Origin of the sequence: Streptomyces sp. NPDC058985 (assembly GCF_042740985.1) — a bacterium.
GTDB lineage: Bacteria > Actinomycetota > Actinomycetes > Streptomycetales > Streptomycetaceae > Streptomyces.
In genome coordinates this window covers 147,090-162,139 of sequence record NZ_JBHYJX010000003.1, presented here as the reverse complement: position 1 = coordinate 162,139, position 15,050 = coordinate 147,090, and the positions used below count along the sequence as shown (strand labels likewise).

General features: G+C 73.8%; 17 protein-coding genes. 8 read left to right on the top strand and 9 right to left on the bottom strand.

From position 1 onward, the window contains the following. Window positions 1-104 precede the first annotated feature (104 nt). Window positions 105-1,157, top strand: a complete 1,053-nt coding sequence (locus tag ACFW01_RS03835; RefSeq protein WP_384502296.1) for a LacI family DNA-binding transcriptional regulator — start codon at window positions 105-107, stop codon at window positions 1,155-1,157. Between the two features lie 337 nt (window positions 1,158-1,494). On the opposite strand, the gene ACFW01_RS03830 is transcribed toward ACFW01_RS03835, so the two are convergent. After that, window positions 1,495-2,280 (bottom strand): VOC family protein, encoded by a 786-nt coding sequence (locus ACFW01_RS03830; RefSeq protein ID WP_384502295.1) that lies wholly within the window; start codon window positions 2,278-2,280, stop codon window positions 1,495-1,497. A 187-nt stretch (window positions 2,281-2,467) separates the two neighbouring features. Between ACFW01_RS03830 and ACFW01_RS03825 the strand changes: the two genes are divergently transcribed. Continuing rightward, complete coding sequence (locus ACFW01_RS03825; RefSeq protein ID WP_234956924.1) at window positions 2,468-2,713, top strand: WhiB family transcriptional regulator; 246 nt, start codon at window positions 2,468-2,470, stop codon at window positions 2,711-2,713. Between the two features lie 85 nt (window positions 2,714-2,798). Further along, on the top strand, window positions 2,799-2,993 hold the full coding sequence (locus ACFW01_RS03820; protein WP_384502294.1) for a hypothetical protein: 195 nt from the start codon (window positions 2,799-2,801) through the stop codon (window positions 2,991-2,993). A 46-nt stretch (window positions 2,994-3,039) separates the two neighbouring features. Here ACFW01_RS03820 and ACFW01_RS03815 read toward each other — a convergent pair whose 3' ends face one another. From ACFW01_RS03815 to ACFW01_RS03800, 4 genes are all read right to left on the bottom strand, one after another. Next, a complete protein-coding gene (locus ACFW01_RS03815; protein ID WP_234956925.1) occupies window positions 3,040-4,014 on the bottom strand; it encodes an acyl-ACP desaturase in 975 nt (324 codons plus the stop codon). 206 nt (window positions 4,015-4,220) lie between these two features. After that, window positions 4,221-4,997, bottom strand: a complete 777-nt coding sequence (ddaH, locus tag ACFW01_RS03810; protein WP_234956926.1) for a dimethylargininase — start codon at window positions 4,995-4,997, stop codon at window positions 4,221-4,223. A gap of 96 nt (window positions 4,998-5,093) precedes the next feature. After that, entirely contained in the window at window positions 5,094-7,352 is a 2,259-nt protein-coding gene (locus tag ACFW01_RS03805) for an excinuclease ABC subunit UvrA (RefSeq protein ID WP_234956927.1), read from the bottom strand. Window positions 7,353-7,362: 10 nt separating this feature from the next. Next, on the bottom strand, window positions 7,363-8,988 hold the full coding sequence (locus ACFW01_RS03800; protein WP_234956928.1) for an ABC-F family ATP-binding cassette domain-containing protein: 1,626 nt from the start codon (window positions 8,986-8,988) through the stop codon (window positions 7,363-7,365). A 326-nt stretch (window positions 8,989-9,314) separates the two neighbouring features. Between ACFW01_RS03800 and ACFW01_RS03795 the strand changes: the two genes are divergently transcribed. Then, the gene (locus ACFW01_RS03795) at window positions 9,315-9,998 is read left to right on the top strand and encodes a GPP34 family phosphoprotein (protein ID WP_234956929.1); all 684 of its coding nucleotides are present in this window, start codon (window positions 9,315-9,317) and stop codon (window positions 9,996-9,998) included. Window positions 9,999-10,066: 68 nt separating this feature from the next. On the opposite strand, the gene ACFW01_RS03790 is transcribed toward ACFW01_RS03795, so the two are convergent. Continuing rightward, window positions 10,067-10,483, bottom strand: a complete 417-nt coding sequence (locus tag ACFW01_RS03790; protein WP_161327022.1) for an SsgA family sporulation/cell division regulator — start codon at window positions 10,481-10,483, stop codon at window positions 10,067-10,069. Between the two features lie 234 nt (window positions 10,484-10,717). Here ACFW01_RS03790 and ACFW01_RS03785 point away from each other — a divergent pair, with 234 nt between their 5' ends. Both ACFW01_RS03785 and ACFW01_RS03780 read left to right on the top strand, forming a co-directional pair. Then, the gene (locus tag ACFW01_RS03785) at window positions 10,718-11,842 is read left to right on the top strand and encodes a WD40/YVTN/BNR-like repeat-containing protein (RefSeq protein ID WP_384502293.1); all 1,125 of its coding nucleotides are present in this window, start codon (window positions 10,718-10,720) and stop codon (window positions 11,840-11,842) included. A gap of 73 nt (window positions 11,843-11,915) precedes the next feature. Further along, on the top strand, window positions 11,916-12,245 hold the full coding sequence (locus ACFW01_RS03780; RefSeq protein WP_234956931.1) for a plasmid stabilization protein: 330 nt from the start codon (window positions 11,916-11,918) through the stop codon (window positions 12,243-12,245). 13 nt (window positions 12,246-12,258) lie between these two features. On the opposite strand, the gene ACFW01_RS03775 is transcribed toward ACFW01_RS03780, so the two are convergent. After that, window positions 12,259-12,555, bottom strand: coding sequence for a YciI family protein (locus tag ACFW01_RS03775; protein ID WP_234956932.1), 297 nt, complete (start codon window positions 12,553-12,555; stop codon window positions 12,259-12,261). Between the two features lie 41 nt (window positions 12,556-12,596). Between ACFW01_RS03775 and ACFW01_RS03770 the strand changes: the two genes are divergently transcribed. Further along, on the top strand, window positions 12,597-13,292 hold the full coding sequence (locus ACFW01_RS03770) for an endonuclease V (protein WP_234956933.1): 696 nt from the start codon (window positions 12,597-12,599) through the stop codon (window positions 13,290-13,292). On the opposite strand, the gene ACFW01_RS03765 is transcribed toward ACFW01_RS03770, so the two are convergent. Continuing rightward, window positions 13,289-13,483, bottom strand: coding sequence for a hypothetical protein (locus ACFW01_RS03765; protein ID WP_234956934.1), 195 nt, complete (start codon window positions 13,481-13,483; stop codon window positions 13,289-13,291). The genes ACFW01_RS03770 and ACFW01_RS03765 overlap by 4 nt on opposite strands. A 179-nt stretch (window positions 13,484-13,662) precedes the next feature. Between ACFW01_RS03765 and mmpA the strand changes: the two genes are divergently transcribed. Continuing rightward, the gene (gene mmpA / locus ACFW01_RS03760; protein WP_122620642.1) at window positions 13,663-13,809 is read left to right on the top strand and encodes a morphogenic membrane protein MmpA; all 147 of its coding nucleotides are present in this window, start codon (window positions 13,663-13,665) and stop codon (window positions 13,807-13,809) included. Window positions 13,810-13,837: 28 nt separating this feature from the next. Here mmpA and ACFW01_RS03755 read toward each other — a convergent pair whose 3' ends face one another. Further along, on the bottom strand, window positions 13,838-15,016 hold the full coding sequence (locus ACFW01_RS03755; RefSeq protein ID WP_384502292.1) for a saccharopine dehydrogenase family protein: 1,179 nt from the start codon (window positions 15,014-15,016) through the stop codon (window positions 13,838-13,840). Window positions 15,017-15,050: the final 34 nt, after the last annotated feature.

Sequence of the window (15,050 nt, the reverse complement as noted above, 5' to 3'; positions counted from 1 at the left end):
TCTCCCCCCCCCCACCCCCCCCTCGGCGGCCCCCCCCCCGCACCCACCCCTCGGGGGGCCGCGGCGATTCCCGCCGCCCCCCCCCCCCGACGAGGAGCCATCGAGTGAGCGAGACAGTGCCCCGCCCCACGCTGGAGGCCGTGGCCGAGCGGGCCGGGGTCTCGCGGGCCACCGTGTCCCGCGTGGTCAACGGGGCGCACGGGGTGCGCGACGCGCTGGCCGAGCGGGTCCGGCGCGCGGTGGAGGAACTCGGCTACGTGCCCAACCAGGCCGCCCGCAGCCTGGTGACCCGACGGCACGACGCCGTCGCCGTCGTCGCCGCCGAGCCGGAGACCCGGGTCTTCGCCGACCCCTACTTCGCCCAGCAGTTGCGCGGCATCAGCAAGGAACTGACGGCCCACGACAACCAGTTGGTGCTCCTGCTCACCGAGGGCCGCGAAGACCACGCCCGGGTCGGCCGCTATCTGGCCGGCGGGCACGTCGACGGCGCCCTCGTCTTCTCCCTGCACCTCCACGACCCGCTGCCCGGCCTCGTGCGCGGGGCCGGGGTGCCGACGGTGTTCGGCGGGCGCCCCGACTGGGAGGACGACGGGGACGACGTGGTGTACGTCGACAGCGACAACCGCGGCGGCGCCCGCGCGGCCGTCCGCCACCTGGCCGCCCTCGGCCGCACCCGGATCGCGCACATCACCGGCCCGCTCGACCAGACCTCCGCCGCCGACCGGCTGGCCGGCTTCCGCGACGTCCGGGCCGGCGCCGACCCGGGGCTGGTCGCGCACGGCGACTTCACCCCCGGCGGCGGCGAACGGGCGATGCGGGAACTGCTCGACCGCTGCCCGGACCTGGACGCCGTGTTCGCGGCCAACGACCTCACCGCCGCCGGTGCCCTGCGGGTGCTGCGCGAGCGCGGGCGCCGGGTGCCGGACGACGTGGCGGTGGTGGGCTTCGACGACATGCTGCCCGTCGCCGAACAGACCGACCCGCCCCTGACCACCGTCCGCCAGGACATCGAGGAGATGGGCCGCCTGATGGCCCGTCTCCTCCTGCGCGGCCCGGCCCCCCGCACGGCCGCCGACGGCCCGGAGGCCGCCGTTCCGGAGCCCGGGACGTCCGGCGTCATCCTGCCGACCACGCTGGTCCACCGCGCCAGCGCATGACCACGCGGACCCGGCGCCCGCCTCCCCTTGAGGGCCCATGCCGGCACCGGGGTCCCCGCGTCGCCCACGTCTGACGGCCGTCTCCTCCGGCGCGGCCCGCCCCCCCCCACACGGCTGCCGACGGCCCGGAGGCCGCCGTTCCGTCTCCTGCACGGCCGCCGAGGGTCCCGGTGCACCGCCGGAGCCCGGGACGTCCGGCGTCATCCTGCCGACCACGCTGGTCCACCGAGTCGGCCTCGTTGTTCCCCGTGGCGCGGGCGCTCGCGGGCGTGAGCACGCGGACCCGGCGCCCGCCCCGCCTCCCGGAGCCCCCGTCGGCACCGGGCACCCGGCGTCCCTACGCCTGCCGCGGCAGTGGCCTGAGGACCGCGAAGCGGGCGCCGGACGGGTCGGCGATGCGGGCGACACGGCCGACGTCCTCGATGTCCGTCGCGGCCATCGGCACCGTGCCGCCCAGCTCCCGGGCCCGGGCGACCGTCGCGTCGGTGTCGTCCACCGCGAAGTACGGCAGCCAGCCGGTCTCCGTCGGCTCCGGATCGTCGGCGAGCGGGACGACACCGCCGAACATGGCGTCCTCGCCCTGCCCGCCCGGGTTGACCGAGGTGTAGGAGCCACCCGGGAAGGACACCGCCGAGGTCTCCAGTCCCAGGACGCTCCGGTAGTACGCGGCGGCGGCCGCGACGTCCGCCGTGTGCAGCTCGACCCAGCACAGCGCGCCGCTCTCGCCGACCACGCCCAGACCCGGGAGCCGCGCCGGCTGCCAGACGCCGAACGGCAGCCCGGCCCGGTCGGCGAGGATCGCCATGGTGCCCTGCTCCATCACCTCCATCGGCTGCGCGAAGACACCCCCGCGGGCCTGCTCGGAGGTCTTGGCGGTGGCCCGGGCGTCCGGGGTCTGGAAGTACACCGTCCAGGACGGCGGGCCCTGCTCGGACGACGTCTCCATGCCGCCGGCCGCGATCCGGCCGTCCAGTTCGAAGAAGCCGTAGCCGCCGGCCTCCGGACCCGCCGACCGGAACCGCCAGCCGAAGAGACCCCCGTAGAAGGCGGCGGAGGCGTCGAAGTCGGTCGTGCCGACGTCGACCCAGTTCGGGGCGCCGGTGACGAAACGGGTGGTGAGCATGATCGCCCTCCTCGGAAGGGTCCCGTTGCCTGTACAGCCGAGTCTTCCACCGACCACCGGCCCCCGCTTCCGCGCGCCGCCGTGCGCTGCCGCACCCGGCGGAGGACCATCGGAGCGGGGCGGACCCGCCGACGTCGTTGATCCGGCGTTGATGAAATGTTTTTCGCCCCCCGGCACGCTCCTGTCCATGCACATCGAGACGATCGCCACGCCGGACCTCGACTGGCAGGAGGAGGCGTTGTGCGCACAGACCGGAGCCGAGTTCTTCTTCCCCGAGCCCGGCAGTTCCGTACGGGACGCGAAGCGGATCTGCGCCCTCTGCCCGATCCGTTCGGCCTGCCTGGACTTCGCGCTGAGCAATGACGAGCGCTTCGGCGTCTGGGGCGGACTGTCGGAGAAGGAACGCCTGGAACTGCGCCGCGCCACCCCCTGAGCGCGGCTCCCGGACCGGCCGCCCGCACCGGTGACTCGCTGTGCCGCGCCCGCCGGGGCAGGCGGATCCCGGCGGGCGCGGCACAGTGGTCCAGCACGCGGCCGACAGTCTGCTGCACGCCCTCGACCCGCTCGCCCATCGGCCCGCACGACCCGCTCGCCCACCGGCCCGCATGTGCGAACTCGTCGTGCGCGCAGGCCAGTCGCACGACCCGTGGTCCCTGCTCACCGAGCCGAGACGCACGGCGCATACGGACGCGGAGACGACGGCCTACGAGTGACGGACCCGCCGCGGTCGACGGCGTCGCCACCGGTGCCGCCCCGTGGTCAGCCCGCCGCGCGGGCCGCCATCCGGGCCTTGCGTGCCGCCAGCTTCTCGTCGAACTTGGACGCCTCGGCGTCCAGCCCGCCCATGTAGAGACCCAGTTCCTCCTGGGCCCGCACACCCTCCGGGCCGAGTCCGTCGATCTCCAGGACCTTCAGGAAGCGCAGCACGGGCTGGATCACGTCGTCGTGGTGGATGCGCAGGTTGTAGACCTCGCCGATCGCCATCTGCGCCGCGGCCCGCTCGAAGCCGGGCATGCCGTGACCGGGCATCCGGAAGTTCACGACCACGTCCCGCACCGCCTGCATGGTGAGGTCGGGCGCGATCTCGAAGGCGGCCTTGAGCAGGTTCCGGTAGAAGACCATGTGCAGGTTCTCGTCGGTCGCGATGCGGGCCAGCATGCGGTCGCAGACCGGGTCGCCGGACTGGTGGCCGGTGTTGCGGTGCGAGATGCGGGTGGCCAGCTCCTGGAAGGCGACGTAGGCCACCGAGTGCAGCATCGAGTGCCGGTTGTCCGACTCGAAGCCCTCGCTCATGTGGGCCATCCGGAACTGCTCCAGCTTGTCCGGGTCGACCGCGCGGGAGGCGAGCAGGTAGTCGCGCATGACGATGCCGTGCCGCCCCTCCTCGGCGGTCCAGCGGTGCACCCAGGTGCCCCAGGCACCGTCACGGCCGAAGAGGCTGGCGATCTCGTGGTGGTAGCTGGGGAGGTTGTCCTCCGTCAGCAGGTTCACCACGAGCGCGATCCGGCCGATCTCGGTGACCTTCGACTGCTCCTTCTCCCAGGCCTCGCCGTCCTCGAAGATCCCCGGGAAGTTCCGTCCGTCGGTCCACGGCACGTACTCGTGCGGCATCCAGTCCTTGGCGACCTTCAGATGCCGGTTGAGTTCGTTCTCGACCACTTCCTCCAGCGCGTACAGCAGCCGGGCGTCGGTCCATTCGGCGGAGGAGCCGAGGTGCGGGGAGACGATCGTCACGGAGAACTCCAGGGGACGTGCGACAGTGCGGAGCGGCCGGCGAGCGGTGCCGGGAACCTACGGGATCGTAGGCTACGAAACCGTAGGTTACGAGGGCGTAGGTTAAACGCACTGTAAAGGGCGCTGATCAGCCACGGTCCCGCGGGGCCCGGAAAGGCGCCGAGACACGCAGGTCCCGGGGCCGGACGGGTGACGTGCCGGCGAATTCAGGCGTACAGTTCCCGCAGCCGGACCGAGAGGCATGTCACACAGCCTTCGAGCTTCTCGAACTCGCCGATGTCGACGAGCACGGGTTCGTGGCCGAGGTCGGCCAGCAGCTCCGCCGTCTTCGGCGCGCTCGCCGCCATCAGTAGCTTCTCCCCGCCGAGCAGCACCACGTGCGCCCCGGACTCCTCCGGCACCGGCAGGAAGCGCGGGTAGAGCGACGGCACGTCGGTCTGCGGGATGTGCCCGATCACCGTGCCGTCCGGCAGCGCGGTCACCGCCGACTTCAGGTGCAGCACCCGGCTCACCGGCACGGCGACGACCCGGGCGCCCAGCGGCTCGAACGCGGCCCGCACCTGCTGCACCCCGGCCGCGTTTGTCCGCCCGCCGCGCCCGACGTAGATCGTGTCGCCGATCTTCAGGACGTCGCCGCCGTCCAGGGTGCCGGGCTCCCAGACCCAGTTGACCGAGCAGCCGAGCCGGGCCACGGCCTCCTCGACGCCGGCCGTCTCCGCCCGCCGGGACTCCGCGCCGGGCCGCGTGATCAGGGCGACGTTGCGGTACATGACGACCGTGTCCTCGACGAACACCGAGTCGGGGCAGTCGTCGGCGGGGTCCACCTCCAGCGTCTCCCAGCCGTTCGCCGCCAGGGCCTCGACGTAGGCGTCCCACTGCTCGACCGCCAGGGCGTGGTCGACCGGCTCCCGCTCGACGTGGGTCACCAGGCCTTCGGCGAGCCTGGGGCTGGGGCGGCGGACGAGGGCCTTCTTGCTGGGCACGCGGGGCCTTCCGTATCGGCGCTGTCGGGTCCGGCGCCCGTGGTCCGGCGCCGGTCCGCCATCATGCAGCGGGGACGCGTGCGGACGGAACCCCCGTCAGCCGCTCGTAGCCCTCCTGAGATGCTCCGCCGTGCTGGAGCCGCGGGCGGCGAGCAGGTCCCGCGGGGTGCCCTCGAAGACCACCCGGCCGCCGTCCCGGCCGCCGTCGGGGCCGAGGTCCACGACCCAGTCGGCGTGCGCGACCACGTCCAGGTTGTGCTCCACGACGACCACCGTGTTGCCGGTGCCGACCAGCCGGTCCAGCAGCGCGAGCAGCCCCTGCACGTCCGACATGTGCAGCCCGGTGGTCGGTTCGTCCAGGACGTACACGGCGCCGGTGCGGTGCAGGCGGGTGGCCAGCTTGATGCGCTGCCGCTCGCCGCCGGAGAGCGTCGAGAGCGGCTGTCCGAGGGCGAGGTAGGTGAGACCGACGTCGTGCAGGGCGCGCAGCCGGCGCCGCAGGCCCGGGTCGGCGAAGAAGTCCAGCGCCTGGCCCGCGGTCATCGCCAGCACGTCGGCGACCGACCTGCCGTCCACCGTCAGCCGCAGCACCTCCTCCCGGAACCGCCGCCCCTCGCAGTCGTGGCAGGTGGTCGTCACCGGGTCCATGAACGCGAGGTCGGTGTGGATGACCCCGCGCCCTTCGCAGGTGCCGCACGCACCCGCCGAGTTGAAGCTGAAGAAGCCCGGTTCGGTGCCCGTCTCCCGCGCGAAGAGTTTCCGTACGGTGTCCATGATCCCGAGGTAGGTCGCCGGGGTGGACCGCGCGGAGACGCCGATGGCCGACTGGTCGACGGTCACGGCGTCCGGGTGGGCGGCGGTCAGCTCCGCGACCAGCGTGCTCTTGCCGGATCCGGCCACCCCGGTGACCGCGGTGAGCACCCCGGTCGGGAACGCCACCGTCACGTCCCGCAGGTTGTGCCGGCCGGCGCCCTTCACCCACAGGTGCCCGTCCGCCTGCCGCGGCTCCGCCTTCACCGTCGTCCGCCTGCCCAGGCACCGCCCGGTGAGCGTGTCCGACGCGGCCAGTCCGTCCGGCGTGCCCTCGAACACCACCCGGCCGCCGTCGGCGCCGGCGCCCGGCCCCATGTCGACCACGTGGTCCGCCAGCGCGATGACGTCCGGGTCGTGCTCGACGACCAGCACGGTGTTGCCCTTGTCGCGCAGCCGCAGCAGCAGGTCGCCCAGGCGCCCGACGTCGCGCGGGTGCAGCCCGACGCTGGGCTCGTCGAAGATGTACGTCATCCCGGTCAGGCTGGAGCCGAGGTGCCGCACGGTCTTCAGCCGCTGTCCCTCGCCGCCGGAGAGCGTGGAGGTCTCCCGGCCGAGGCTGAGATAGCCGAGGCCGATCGCCTCGACCCGCTCCAGCGCCGCGACGGCGGCACCGGCGACCGGCAGCGCCACCGGGTCGTCGATCCGCTTCAGTACGGCGATCAGGTCGGTGACCTGCATGGCGGAGCAGTCGGCGATGGAGTGCCCGTCGATCCGGGCCGCGAGCGCGGCCGCGTTCAGCCGGGCCCCGCCGCACTCGGGGCAGGCGCCCTCCACCAGGAACCCCCGTACGAGGTTCCTGGTCTTCTCGCTCATGCCCGACAGGTCCCGCTTGAGGTAGAGCCGCTCGAAGCGGTCGGCGAGCCCCTCGTACTCGGTGGTCCAGGTGCCGCCCGAGCCGTTGACGGTGACCTTGCTGCCGGGCCGCCCGCGCATCAGGAAGGCCCGCTCGGCGTCGGTGAAGTCGCCGACCGGGCGGTCCGGGTCCAGCTCGTCGGAGTTGGTGTAGGCCTGCCCCTGCCAGGTGCCGGCCGCGAACGGCGGGAAGCGGACCGCCCCGTCGGCCAGCGACCTGGCGGGGTCGAGGATCCGGTCCCAGTCGGGCCGCACCGTGCGGCCCAGCCCGTCGCAGCCGGGGCACATGCCCGACGGGTCGTTGAACGAGTACGCCGTCGCCCCGCCGGCGCTGGGGGTGCCGTGCCGGGAGAACAGCACCCGCAGCACCGAGTGGATGTCGGTCATCGTGCCGACCGTGGACCGCGAGTGGCCGCCCACCGGCCGCTGGTCGACGACGATCGCGGGGGAGAGGTCCTCCAGGGCGTCCGCGTGCGGCCGCTCGTACTTGGGCAGCCGGTTGCGCACGAACCAGGTGAACGTCTCGTTCAGCTGGCGCCGCGACTCGACCGCGATGGTGTCGAAGACGACCGACGACTTCCCCGACCCCGAAACGCCGGTGAACACGGTCAGCCGGCCCTTCGGGATGCGGAGGGTGACGTCCTGGAGGTTGTTCTCCCTGGCTCCGGTGATGGTGATGAACTCGCTCATGCGAGGGACGCTAGGCGGGATACCCGACAGCTTCTGGCGTGATTTCCCGCAGTTCTCCCTCCTCGAACAGCAGCCACCGGGTGATGCCCAGCGACTCCAGGAACGGCATGTCGTGGCTGGCCACGATCAGCGCTCCCTCGTAGGACTCCAGGGCGGTGGTGAGCTGCCGCACGCTCGCCATGTCCAGGTTGTTCGTCGGCTCGTCCAGCATCAGCAGCTGCGGCGCGGGCTCGGCCAGCATCAGCGCGGCCAGCGCCGCCCGGAACCGTTCGCCGCCGGAGAGTGTCGCCGCCTTCTGGTCGGCGCGGGCGCCCCGGAACAGGAAGCGGGCCAGCCGCGCGCGGATCCGGTTGTTGGTGGCGCCCGGCGCGAACCGGGCCACGTTCTCCGCGACGGTCAGCTCCCCGTCGAGGACGTCGAGGCGCTGGGGCAGGAACCGCAGCGGCACGTGCGCCGTCGCCTCGCCCGCCACCGGGGCCAGCTCCCCGGCGACCGTGCGCAGCAGCGTGGTCTTGCCCGCGCCGTTGCGTCCGACCAGCGCGATCCGTTCGGGACCGTGCAGATCGAAGCCGCCCTCCACCCGCGCGCCGTACCGGAGTTCCAGGTCGCGCAGGGTGAGCACGGACCGGCCCGGCGGTACGGCCGTGTACGGCAGGTCGACGCGGATCTCGTCGTCGTCCCGCACGGCCTCCACCGCGTCGTCGAGGCGCTCCCTGGCCTCGGCGAGCTTCTCCTCGTGCATGATGCGGTGCTTGCCCGCGGACTCCTGCGCCGCGCGCTTGCGCGCCCCCATGACGATCTTCGGTTCGCGTTTCTGGTCCCACATCTTCTGGCCGTACCGCTTGCGGCGGGCCAGTTTGACCTGGGCGTCGGCCAGTTCCCGCTTCTGCTTGCGCAGATCGGACTCGGCGACCCGCACCATGCGCTCGGCCGCCTCCTGCTCCACGGCCAGCGCCTCCTCGTACGCCGAGAGGTTCCCGCCGTACCAGGTGATGCCGCCGGAGCGCAGGTCGGCGATCTGGTCGACCAGTTCGAGCAGTTCCCGGTCGTGACTGACCACGACCAGCACGCCCGGCCAGGAGGTGACGGCCGCGTACAGGCGCCTGCGGGCGTACAGGTCGAGGTTGTTGGTGGGCTCGTCCAGGAGCAGGACGTCGGGCCGGCGCAGCAGCAGCGCGGCCAGCCGCAGCAGCACCGACTCGCCGCCCGAGACCTCGCCGACGGTGCGGTCGAGCCCCACGTGGCCGAGCCCGAGTTCACCGAGGGTGGCGAGGGCGCGCTCCTCGACGTCCCAGTCGTCGCCGACCGTCTCGAAGTGCTCCTCGGCCACGTCACCCGCCTCGATGGCGTGCAGCGCGGCCCGGCGCGCGGCGATGCCGAGCACCTCGTCGACCCGCAGCGCGGTGTCGAGGGTGACGTTCTGCGGCAGGTGGCCGACCTCGCCGGTGACGCGGACGAGGCCGTCGGCGGGCGTGAGCTGCCCGGCGATCAGCTTCAACAGGGTGGACTTGCCCGCCCCGTTGACGCCGACGAGGCCGGTCCTGCCGGGGCCGAACGCGGTGTCGAGTCCCTCGAAGACGGGCGTGCCGTCGGGCCAGGCGAAGGACAGGGACGTACAAGTGATGGATGTGGACATACGGGTCTCCGCGGTTGCTTGAAGCCGTCAGGGGCAAACGCGTATCGAGACACCGGGAGGGCGGCGACCGCCGTCGGACGAGAGAAGGAGGAGCCCCGGGGGAGTGCCGGGCATGAAAAATGCCCTGCTCCGCGAAGGGACGGCTCGAACGCCGAGGTCGCACGCTGCGTACACACACGTGAGGTGTGTCGCGGTGTCTCAGGACCTCAGACGAGCAACGTCCTTCTCCAATCGGCGGCAACAGAAGCGATATACACCGTACGAGGGGCCGGGTGCGCTGTCAACGTATTTCCGCGCACCCGGCCACACGGCCCCGAGGAGGCCCCGTGCCCAACGGCCCGCTCTCACTGCCCGCCCGGCTCTGCCTGCTGGCCTGGGACCCCGCGAGGTCCGGGGCCGCGGACACCGCCCGGGTCCACCACCTGGTGCGCGCCGGCGCGCTCACCGAACTGGCCCGGCGCGGCCTGCTCACCGACGACGACGGTATCGCCACCCCCGTCGACCTGGACTCCCGCACCGGGGACGCGGTCCTCGACGGACTGCTCGACCTGGTCCGCGAGTCGCTGCCGCACCGGTGGCGGACGTGGGTCGCGCTGCACGCGCGGGTCACCTTCGACGCCGTCCGGGAGCAACTGGTGGCCGAGGGCTACCTGCGGGCCGAGAAGAAACGGGTGCTCGGGGTGTTCCCGTCCGTGGAGCATGTCCTGGCGCGCCCGGCCGTGGCGAAGGCGCTCCGTGAGGAGACGCGGGAGGTGCTGGAGGGCCGGATCCCGGCCGGGGAGGTGTCCGAGCGCGACGCGGCCGCGGCCGTGCTCGTCGCCGCCGCGGCACCCGGCCTCCCGGCCGGCGCCGGACCCGGCGCGGCCGGCGGTGGGCGCGGCGAGGAGCGCATCGCCGAGCTGACCGAGCGGGGCGGGGCGGCGGCCCCCGGGCTGCGGAAGATCGTGGGAGAGGTCTGGGGTGCGGTGAGCGCGGAGACCGCCCGGGCCGTGGCGTCGTCGGGGCGCTGAGGTCGGGGCGCCGAGGTCGGGGCGGAGGCGGGCCCGGGGCGCGGAGAGGCACCGGCAGCGACGCCCGGTCAGCAGCTGCCGCGCATCAGCTCCGCCAGGTCGTGCTCCAGGTCCAGGTGAAGGTGCTCCATGCCGACGGGCACCAGCTCGCCCGTGGCCGCCAGGAACCGGCGCAGCTCGCCGGAGCGCACGTGGATCACGGCGGTGCCCTCGGGCGCGTGGAACTCCAGGACGGTGCGGTCGTACCCGTACGGGCGCACCCGCACGTCGCCGTGGCCGTCCGGCTCCCGCATCCCCGCGATGAGCAGCTCGCGGGAGAAGGTCCAGCAGACCTCCACACCCTCCAGGGTGGCCGGGGCCGGGAAGGTCATGCGGACGGCGAAGGGGTCGCCGCGGTCGTAGTGCAGGGTGGCGGGAATGCTCGGCATGCGCGGTGCGGCGGCGACGAGCCGCGCCTCGACCGGCTGCTCGATGACGGTGGACAACGCCTTGCTCCCTCGTGACGGCTGGACGGGCTCTCGGGGTGGTGCGGGCCGGGCACTTGAAGAGACGTTGGAATCAGCCGATCCGTGCACACGAGCATCGAGTGACCTCTGTCACCGCGTTCATGCACCGGCGTGACACGGCTCTCCTCGCCCGCCCCGTACGGCACTTGCGCCACGCGCGTGCCGGGCAGGTCCTCTGGACGGCTCACCCCCGGTGGGCTAGCTTCGCCCGCCATGAGGCGCTTGGGAAGCACGCGACGCACGGTACGGCCGATTCGAACCGCTCGCCGGCGCACGGGGCGCAGGGCGCTCGCGGGGGCGGTCTGCGCGGCGGCGCTGGCCGCGCTGACGACCGTACCGGCACAGGCACACCAGCCCGGGCACAGTCCGCACTGGGAGCTGAAGGACACCGGGGCGCCCGACGCCCGTTTCCGGGGGCTCGCCGCCGTCAGCCGGCACACCGCGTGGCTGGCCGGCTCCGAGGGCACCGTCCTGCGCACCACCGACGGCGGCGACACCTGGCGCGACGTCTCCCCGCCGGGCGCCGGCGACCTGGAGTTCCGGGACGTCGAGGCCTTCGACGCCCGCCGGGCCGTGGTCCTGGCCATCGGCGAGGGCGAGGCGTCCCGGGTCTACCGCACCGCCGACGGCGGGGCCACCTGGACGGAGTCCTTCCGCAACACCGACGCGCGGGCCTTCTACGACTGCCTCACCTTCTTCGACTCCCGGCACGGACTCGCCATGAGCGACCCGGTGGACGGGAAGTTCCGCATCCTGTCCACCCGCGACGGCGGCCGCTCCTGGAAGGTGCTGCCGGACCGGGGCATGCCGGCCGCCCAGGACGGCGAGGCCGGGTTCGCGGCCAGTGGCCAGTGCCTGGTCTCCTCCGGTCCGCGGGACGTGTGGCTGGCCACCGGCGGGGCCGCGCACGCGCGCGTGCTGCACTCCGCCGACCGGGGGCTGACCTGGACGGCCGCCGACGCGCCGATCCCGGCGGGCGACCCGGCGCGGGGCGTCTTCGCGCTCGCCTTCCGCGACCGCGCCCACGGCCTCGCGGTCGGCGGCGACTACCGCCCCGACCAGAGTTCGCCGCGGGCGGGGGCACGCACCGCGGACGCCGGCCGCACCTGGCGGCCCGCCGACCGGCCGCCGCCGGCCTACCGTTCCGGCGTCGCCTGGCTCCCGCACAGCCGCACCGCCGCCCTCGCGGTGGGCCCCACCGGCACCGACCTCACCACGGACGGCGGCCGCACCTGGCGCACCGTCGACACCGGCTCCTACGACACCGTGGACTGCACGCCCGACCTGGGCTGCTGGGCCGCGGGTGAGCAGGGCAGGGCCGCGCGTCTGGAGTGGTGACGCCGGGCGGGGTGGGGTGTCGTTCCGCGATGCGGGTACCCGCTCGCCGAAGCGTGAGAGGAAGTGAGCGGACATGCCGCGAGGTGTCGGCCCCAAACGGGAACGTCAGTACGAGCACATCAAGGGCAGCGCCGAGGACCGCGGTGAGAGCACCGGCCGCGCCAAGGAGATCGCGGCCCGGACGGTCAACAAGGAGCGCGCCCGGTCGGGCGAGTCGAAGACCGCCAGCCGCACGTCCACCCGGGACATGTCGCCGGGCGAGCGGGGCGGCCGGCGGTCGGGCCGGGGCGAGGGGCCGCAGGGGCCCACGTACGACCAGCTCTACGAGGAGGCCAAGCGCCGCAACGTGCACGGCCGTTCGAGCATGAACAAGAGCGACCTGCGACGCGCCCTCGGCAAGTGAGCCGTACCGCCCTCTAGGCGAGCGTCTCCCGGTACGGCTCCAGCGCCGGGGCCGTCTTGCTGGCGACGAACTCCGTGACGCGGTACGCGCACACACCGGCCCGGACGAACGGGTCGCCCGCGGTGATCTCCTCGATCCGCGCACGGTCCGCCGCGACGGCGATGATCACCCCGCCGTCGCGGGGCTCCTTGCGCCCGGACGCCAGGAACACACCCTGCCCGTACAGCTCGTCCAGCCAGGCCACATGATCCGGCAGGACGGCGTCGACGGCTTGGAGCGGGGCGGTGTAGGACAGCTCCAGTACGAACATGATCGCGAGCCTACTGCGGGCTCCTCTAGGCTTGCCCCACCATGACGCCCGTGACCGCGCAGATCCCCGCCGACTGGCCCGCGACCGAGGAGCGGGCGCGCGCCGTCCAGGACGGGCTGCGCGCGCGGGTCGTCCTCGACGAGACCGGCCCGCCGCCCGGTACGGGCACGGTGACCGGCGTCGACGTGGCCTACGACGACGAACGGGACGTGGTCGCGGCGGCGGCCGTCGTGCTGGACGCCGCGACCCTCGCCGTCGTCGCCGAGGCCACCGCCGTCGGGCGGATCTCCTTCCCCTACGTGCCGGGCCTGCTCGCCTTCCGGGAGATCCCGACCGTCCGCGCCGCGCTGGACGCCCTGCCGTGTCCGCCCGGCCTGGTCGTCTGCGACGGGTACGGCCTGGCCCACCCGCGCCGCTTCGGCCTCGCCAGCCACCTGGGCGTGCTCACCGGCCTGCCCACCATCGGCGTGGCCAAGAACCCCTTCACCTTCACCCACGACGAGCCGGCCGCCCCGCGCGGCAGCACGTCCCCGCTGCTCGCCGGTGCCGAGGAGGTCGGGCGCGCGGTGCGCACGCGGGACGGCGTGAAGCCGGTCTTCGTCTCCGTCGGTCACCGGGTGAGCCTTACCAACGCCTGCGCGCACACTTTGGCCCTGGCACCCGCCTTCCGTCTGCCGGAGACCACCCGCAGGGCCGACGCCCTGTGCCGTGCGGCGCTGCGGGCCGCCGCCGTCTAACCGGCCCGGCCCGCTACGCTCCAGCGGCCCACCTCCTGGTACGCCGAGTCGTAGACCGCCGAACCGTCGCCGGGCCGCAGCGCGTAGTGGTGCAGGTTGCCGCCCCAGTAGCGCAGGATGCGCTGCAGCTCGCCGGTGGGGTCCTCGGCGACCGCGCCCTCGTCCATGGTGACTTCGAGAAGGAACTTCATACCCTCAAGGGTTTCATTGAACTTCCCATGGGGACTTCGGCCGCGTCGCACCTGCCGTGCCGGTCGAGACGGGCGGGAAAGTCTCAAACCGCGGGCAGGGCGGCTGCGCGGGACCACTCAGGCCGTCTGAGTATCCGTACGGATATGCCGTCCCCCGTCGCCCCGGCAGGCTGGACCGCATGACGACACGCCGGACACCCGAGTACCCCGCCCGCCCCGGCCGCCCCGTCGGCCGGACCGCCCTCGCGGGGCTGGCGCTGGCGGTGGTGGCGGGGCTGGCCTGGGTCGGCGGAATGATCTACACGATCGCCGGCTGGACGGGGTGACCCCCGCCCTCGCCGGACGAGGGACTTTTCAGTGGGCGGCGGCCACCCGGAAGCGGATGCCCGCCGCCACCAGCCGCTCGGTCAGCGCGTCGCCCATCGCGACGGCCGTGGTGACCTGGCCGGACGTCGGCGGCAGTTCGTCGAGGGCGAGACAGAGCGCCGCCTCGGCGAACATCTTCGCCGTCTCGTCGTAACCGGGGTCGCCGCCCGCGACCTCCGTGAACACCTTGCGCCCGCCCCCCTCGCCGACGAAGCGGACCGAGAACCAGCTCCTGGCGCGCTTCTCGGCGCTCGGGCCCTCACCTGGCTTGAGCCGCCCGGACAGCCAGCGCCGCGCGGGCGGGACCTGAGCCGCCGCCAGCAGCGCGCCCACGGCCGCCACTCCGCCCACCGCCACCGGCAGACGCCGGACGGCCGCGTAGTGGCGGTAGCGGAAGTCGGGGCCGTAGCGGTCCAGGGCCTTCGCGGAGCGCCGTACGACCTGCGCGTCGATGGTCGGCAGCGGCAGCGCCCAGGCCCCGACCTCACCCGCGAAGCGCGGCGCGCCCGCCGGCGTGACGGCGCGGCGGCCCACCAGGCGCGGTTCGTGCCGCCGGCGTTCCACGGCCGCGGCCCGCAGCTGCCGCCCGCGCGCGAACTGGCCGAGCGCGGAGGCGAAGGTGCCGCCGGAGAAGGTCGCGTCGACGCTCACGAAGCCGTCCACGGTGAGCGGCACACCTTCCGGCAGCTGCCGCACGGTGAAGTACACGCCCAGGTCGTGCGGGATCGAGTCGAAACCGCAGGCGTGCACCAGACGGGCGCCGGTCTCCCGCGCGCGGGCGTCGTGGCGCACGTAGGTCAGGTCCACGAACTCCGGCTCGCCGGTGAGGTCGAGGTAGTCCGTGCCGCTCTCCGCGCAGGCGGCGGCCAGGGCGTCGCCGTACCGGACGTAGGGGCCGACCGTCGTGGCCACCACGCGCGCCTGTCCGGCGAGTTCGCGCAGCGAGTCCGGATCGGACACGTCCGCCCGCAGCACGCCGGCGTCCTGCGCGCCCGGCAGCCGGTCGCGCAGCCGGCGCAGCTTCTCCTCGCCGCGGCCGGCGATCGCCCAGCGCAGCCCCTCGGGGGCGTGCGCGGCGAGATACCGCGCGGTCAGTTCTCCGACGAACCCCGTCGCCCCGAAGAGCACGATGTCGTACGGCCGGTCGGCCTCTTTCAGCCTGCTCATGACATCCCTTCGTCACCCGTCGGCAACCCCCGGG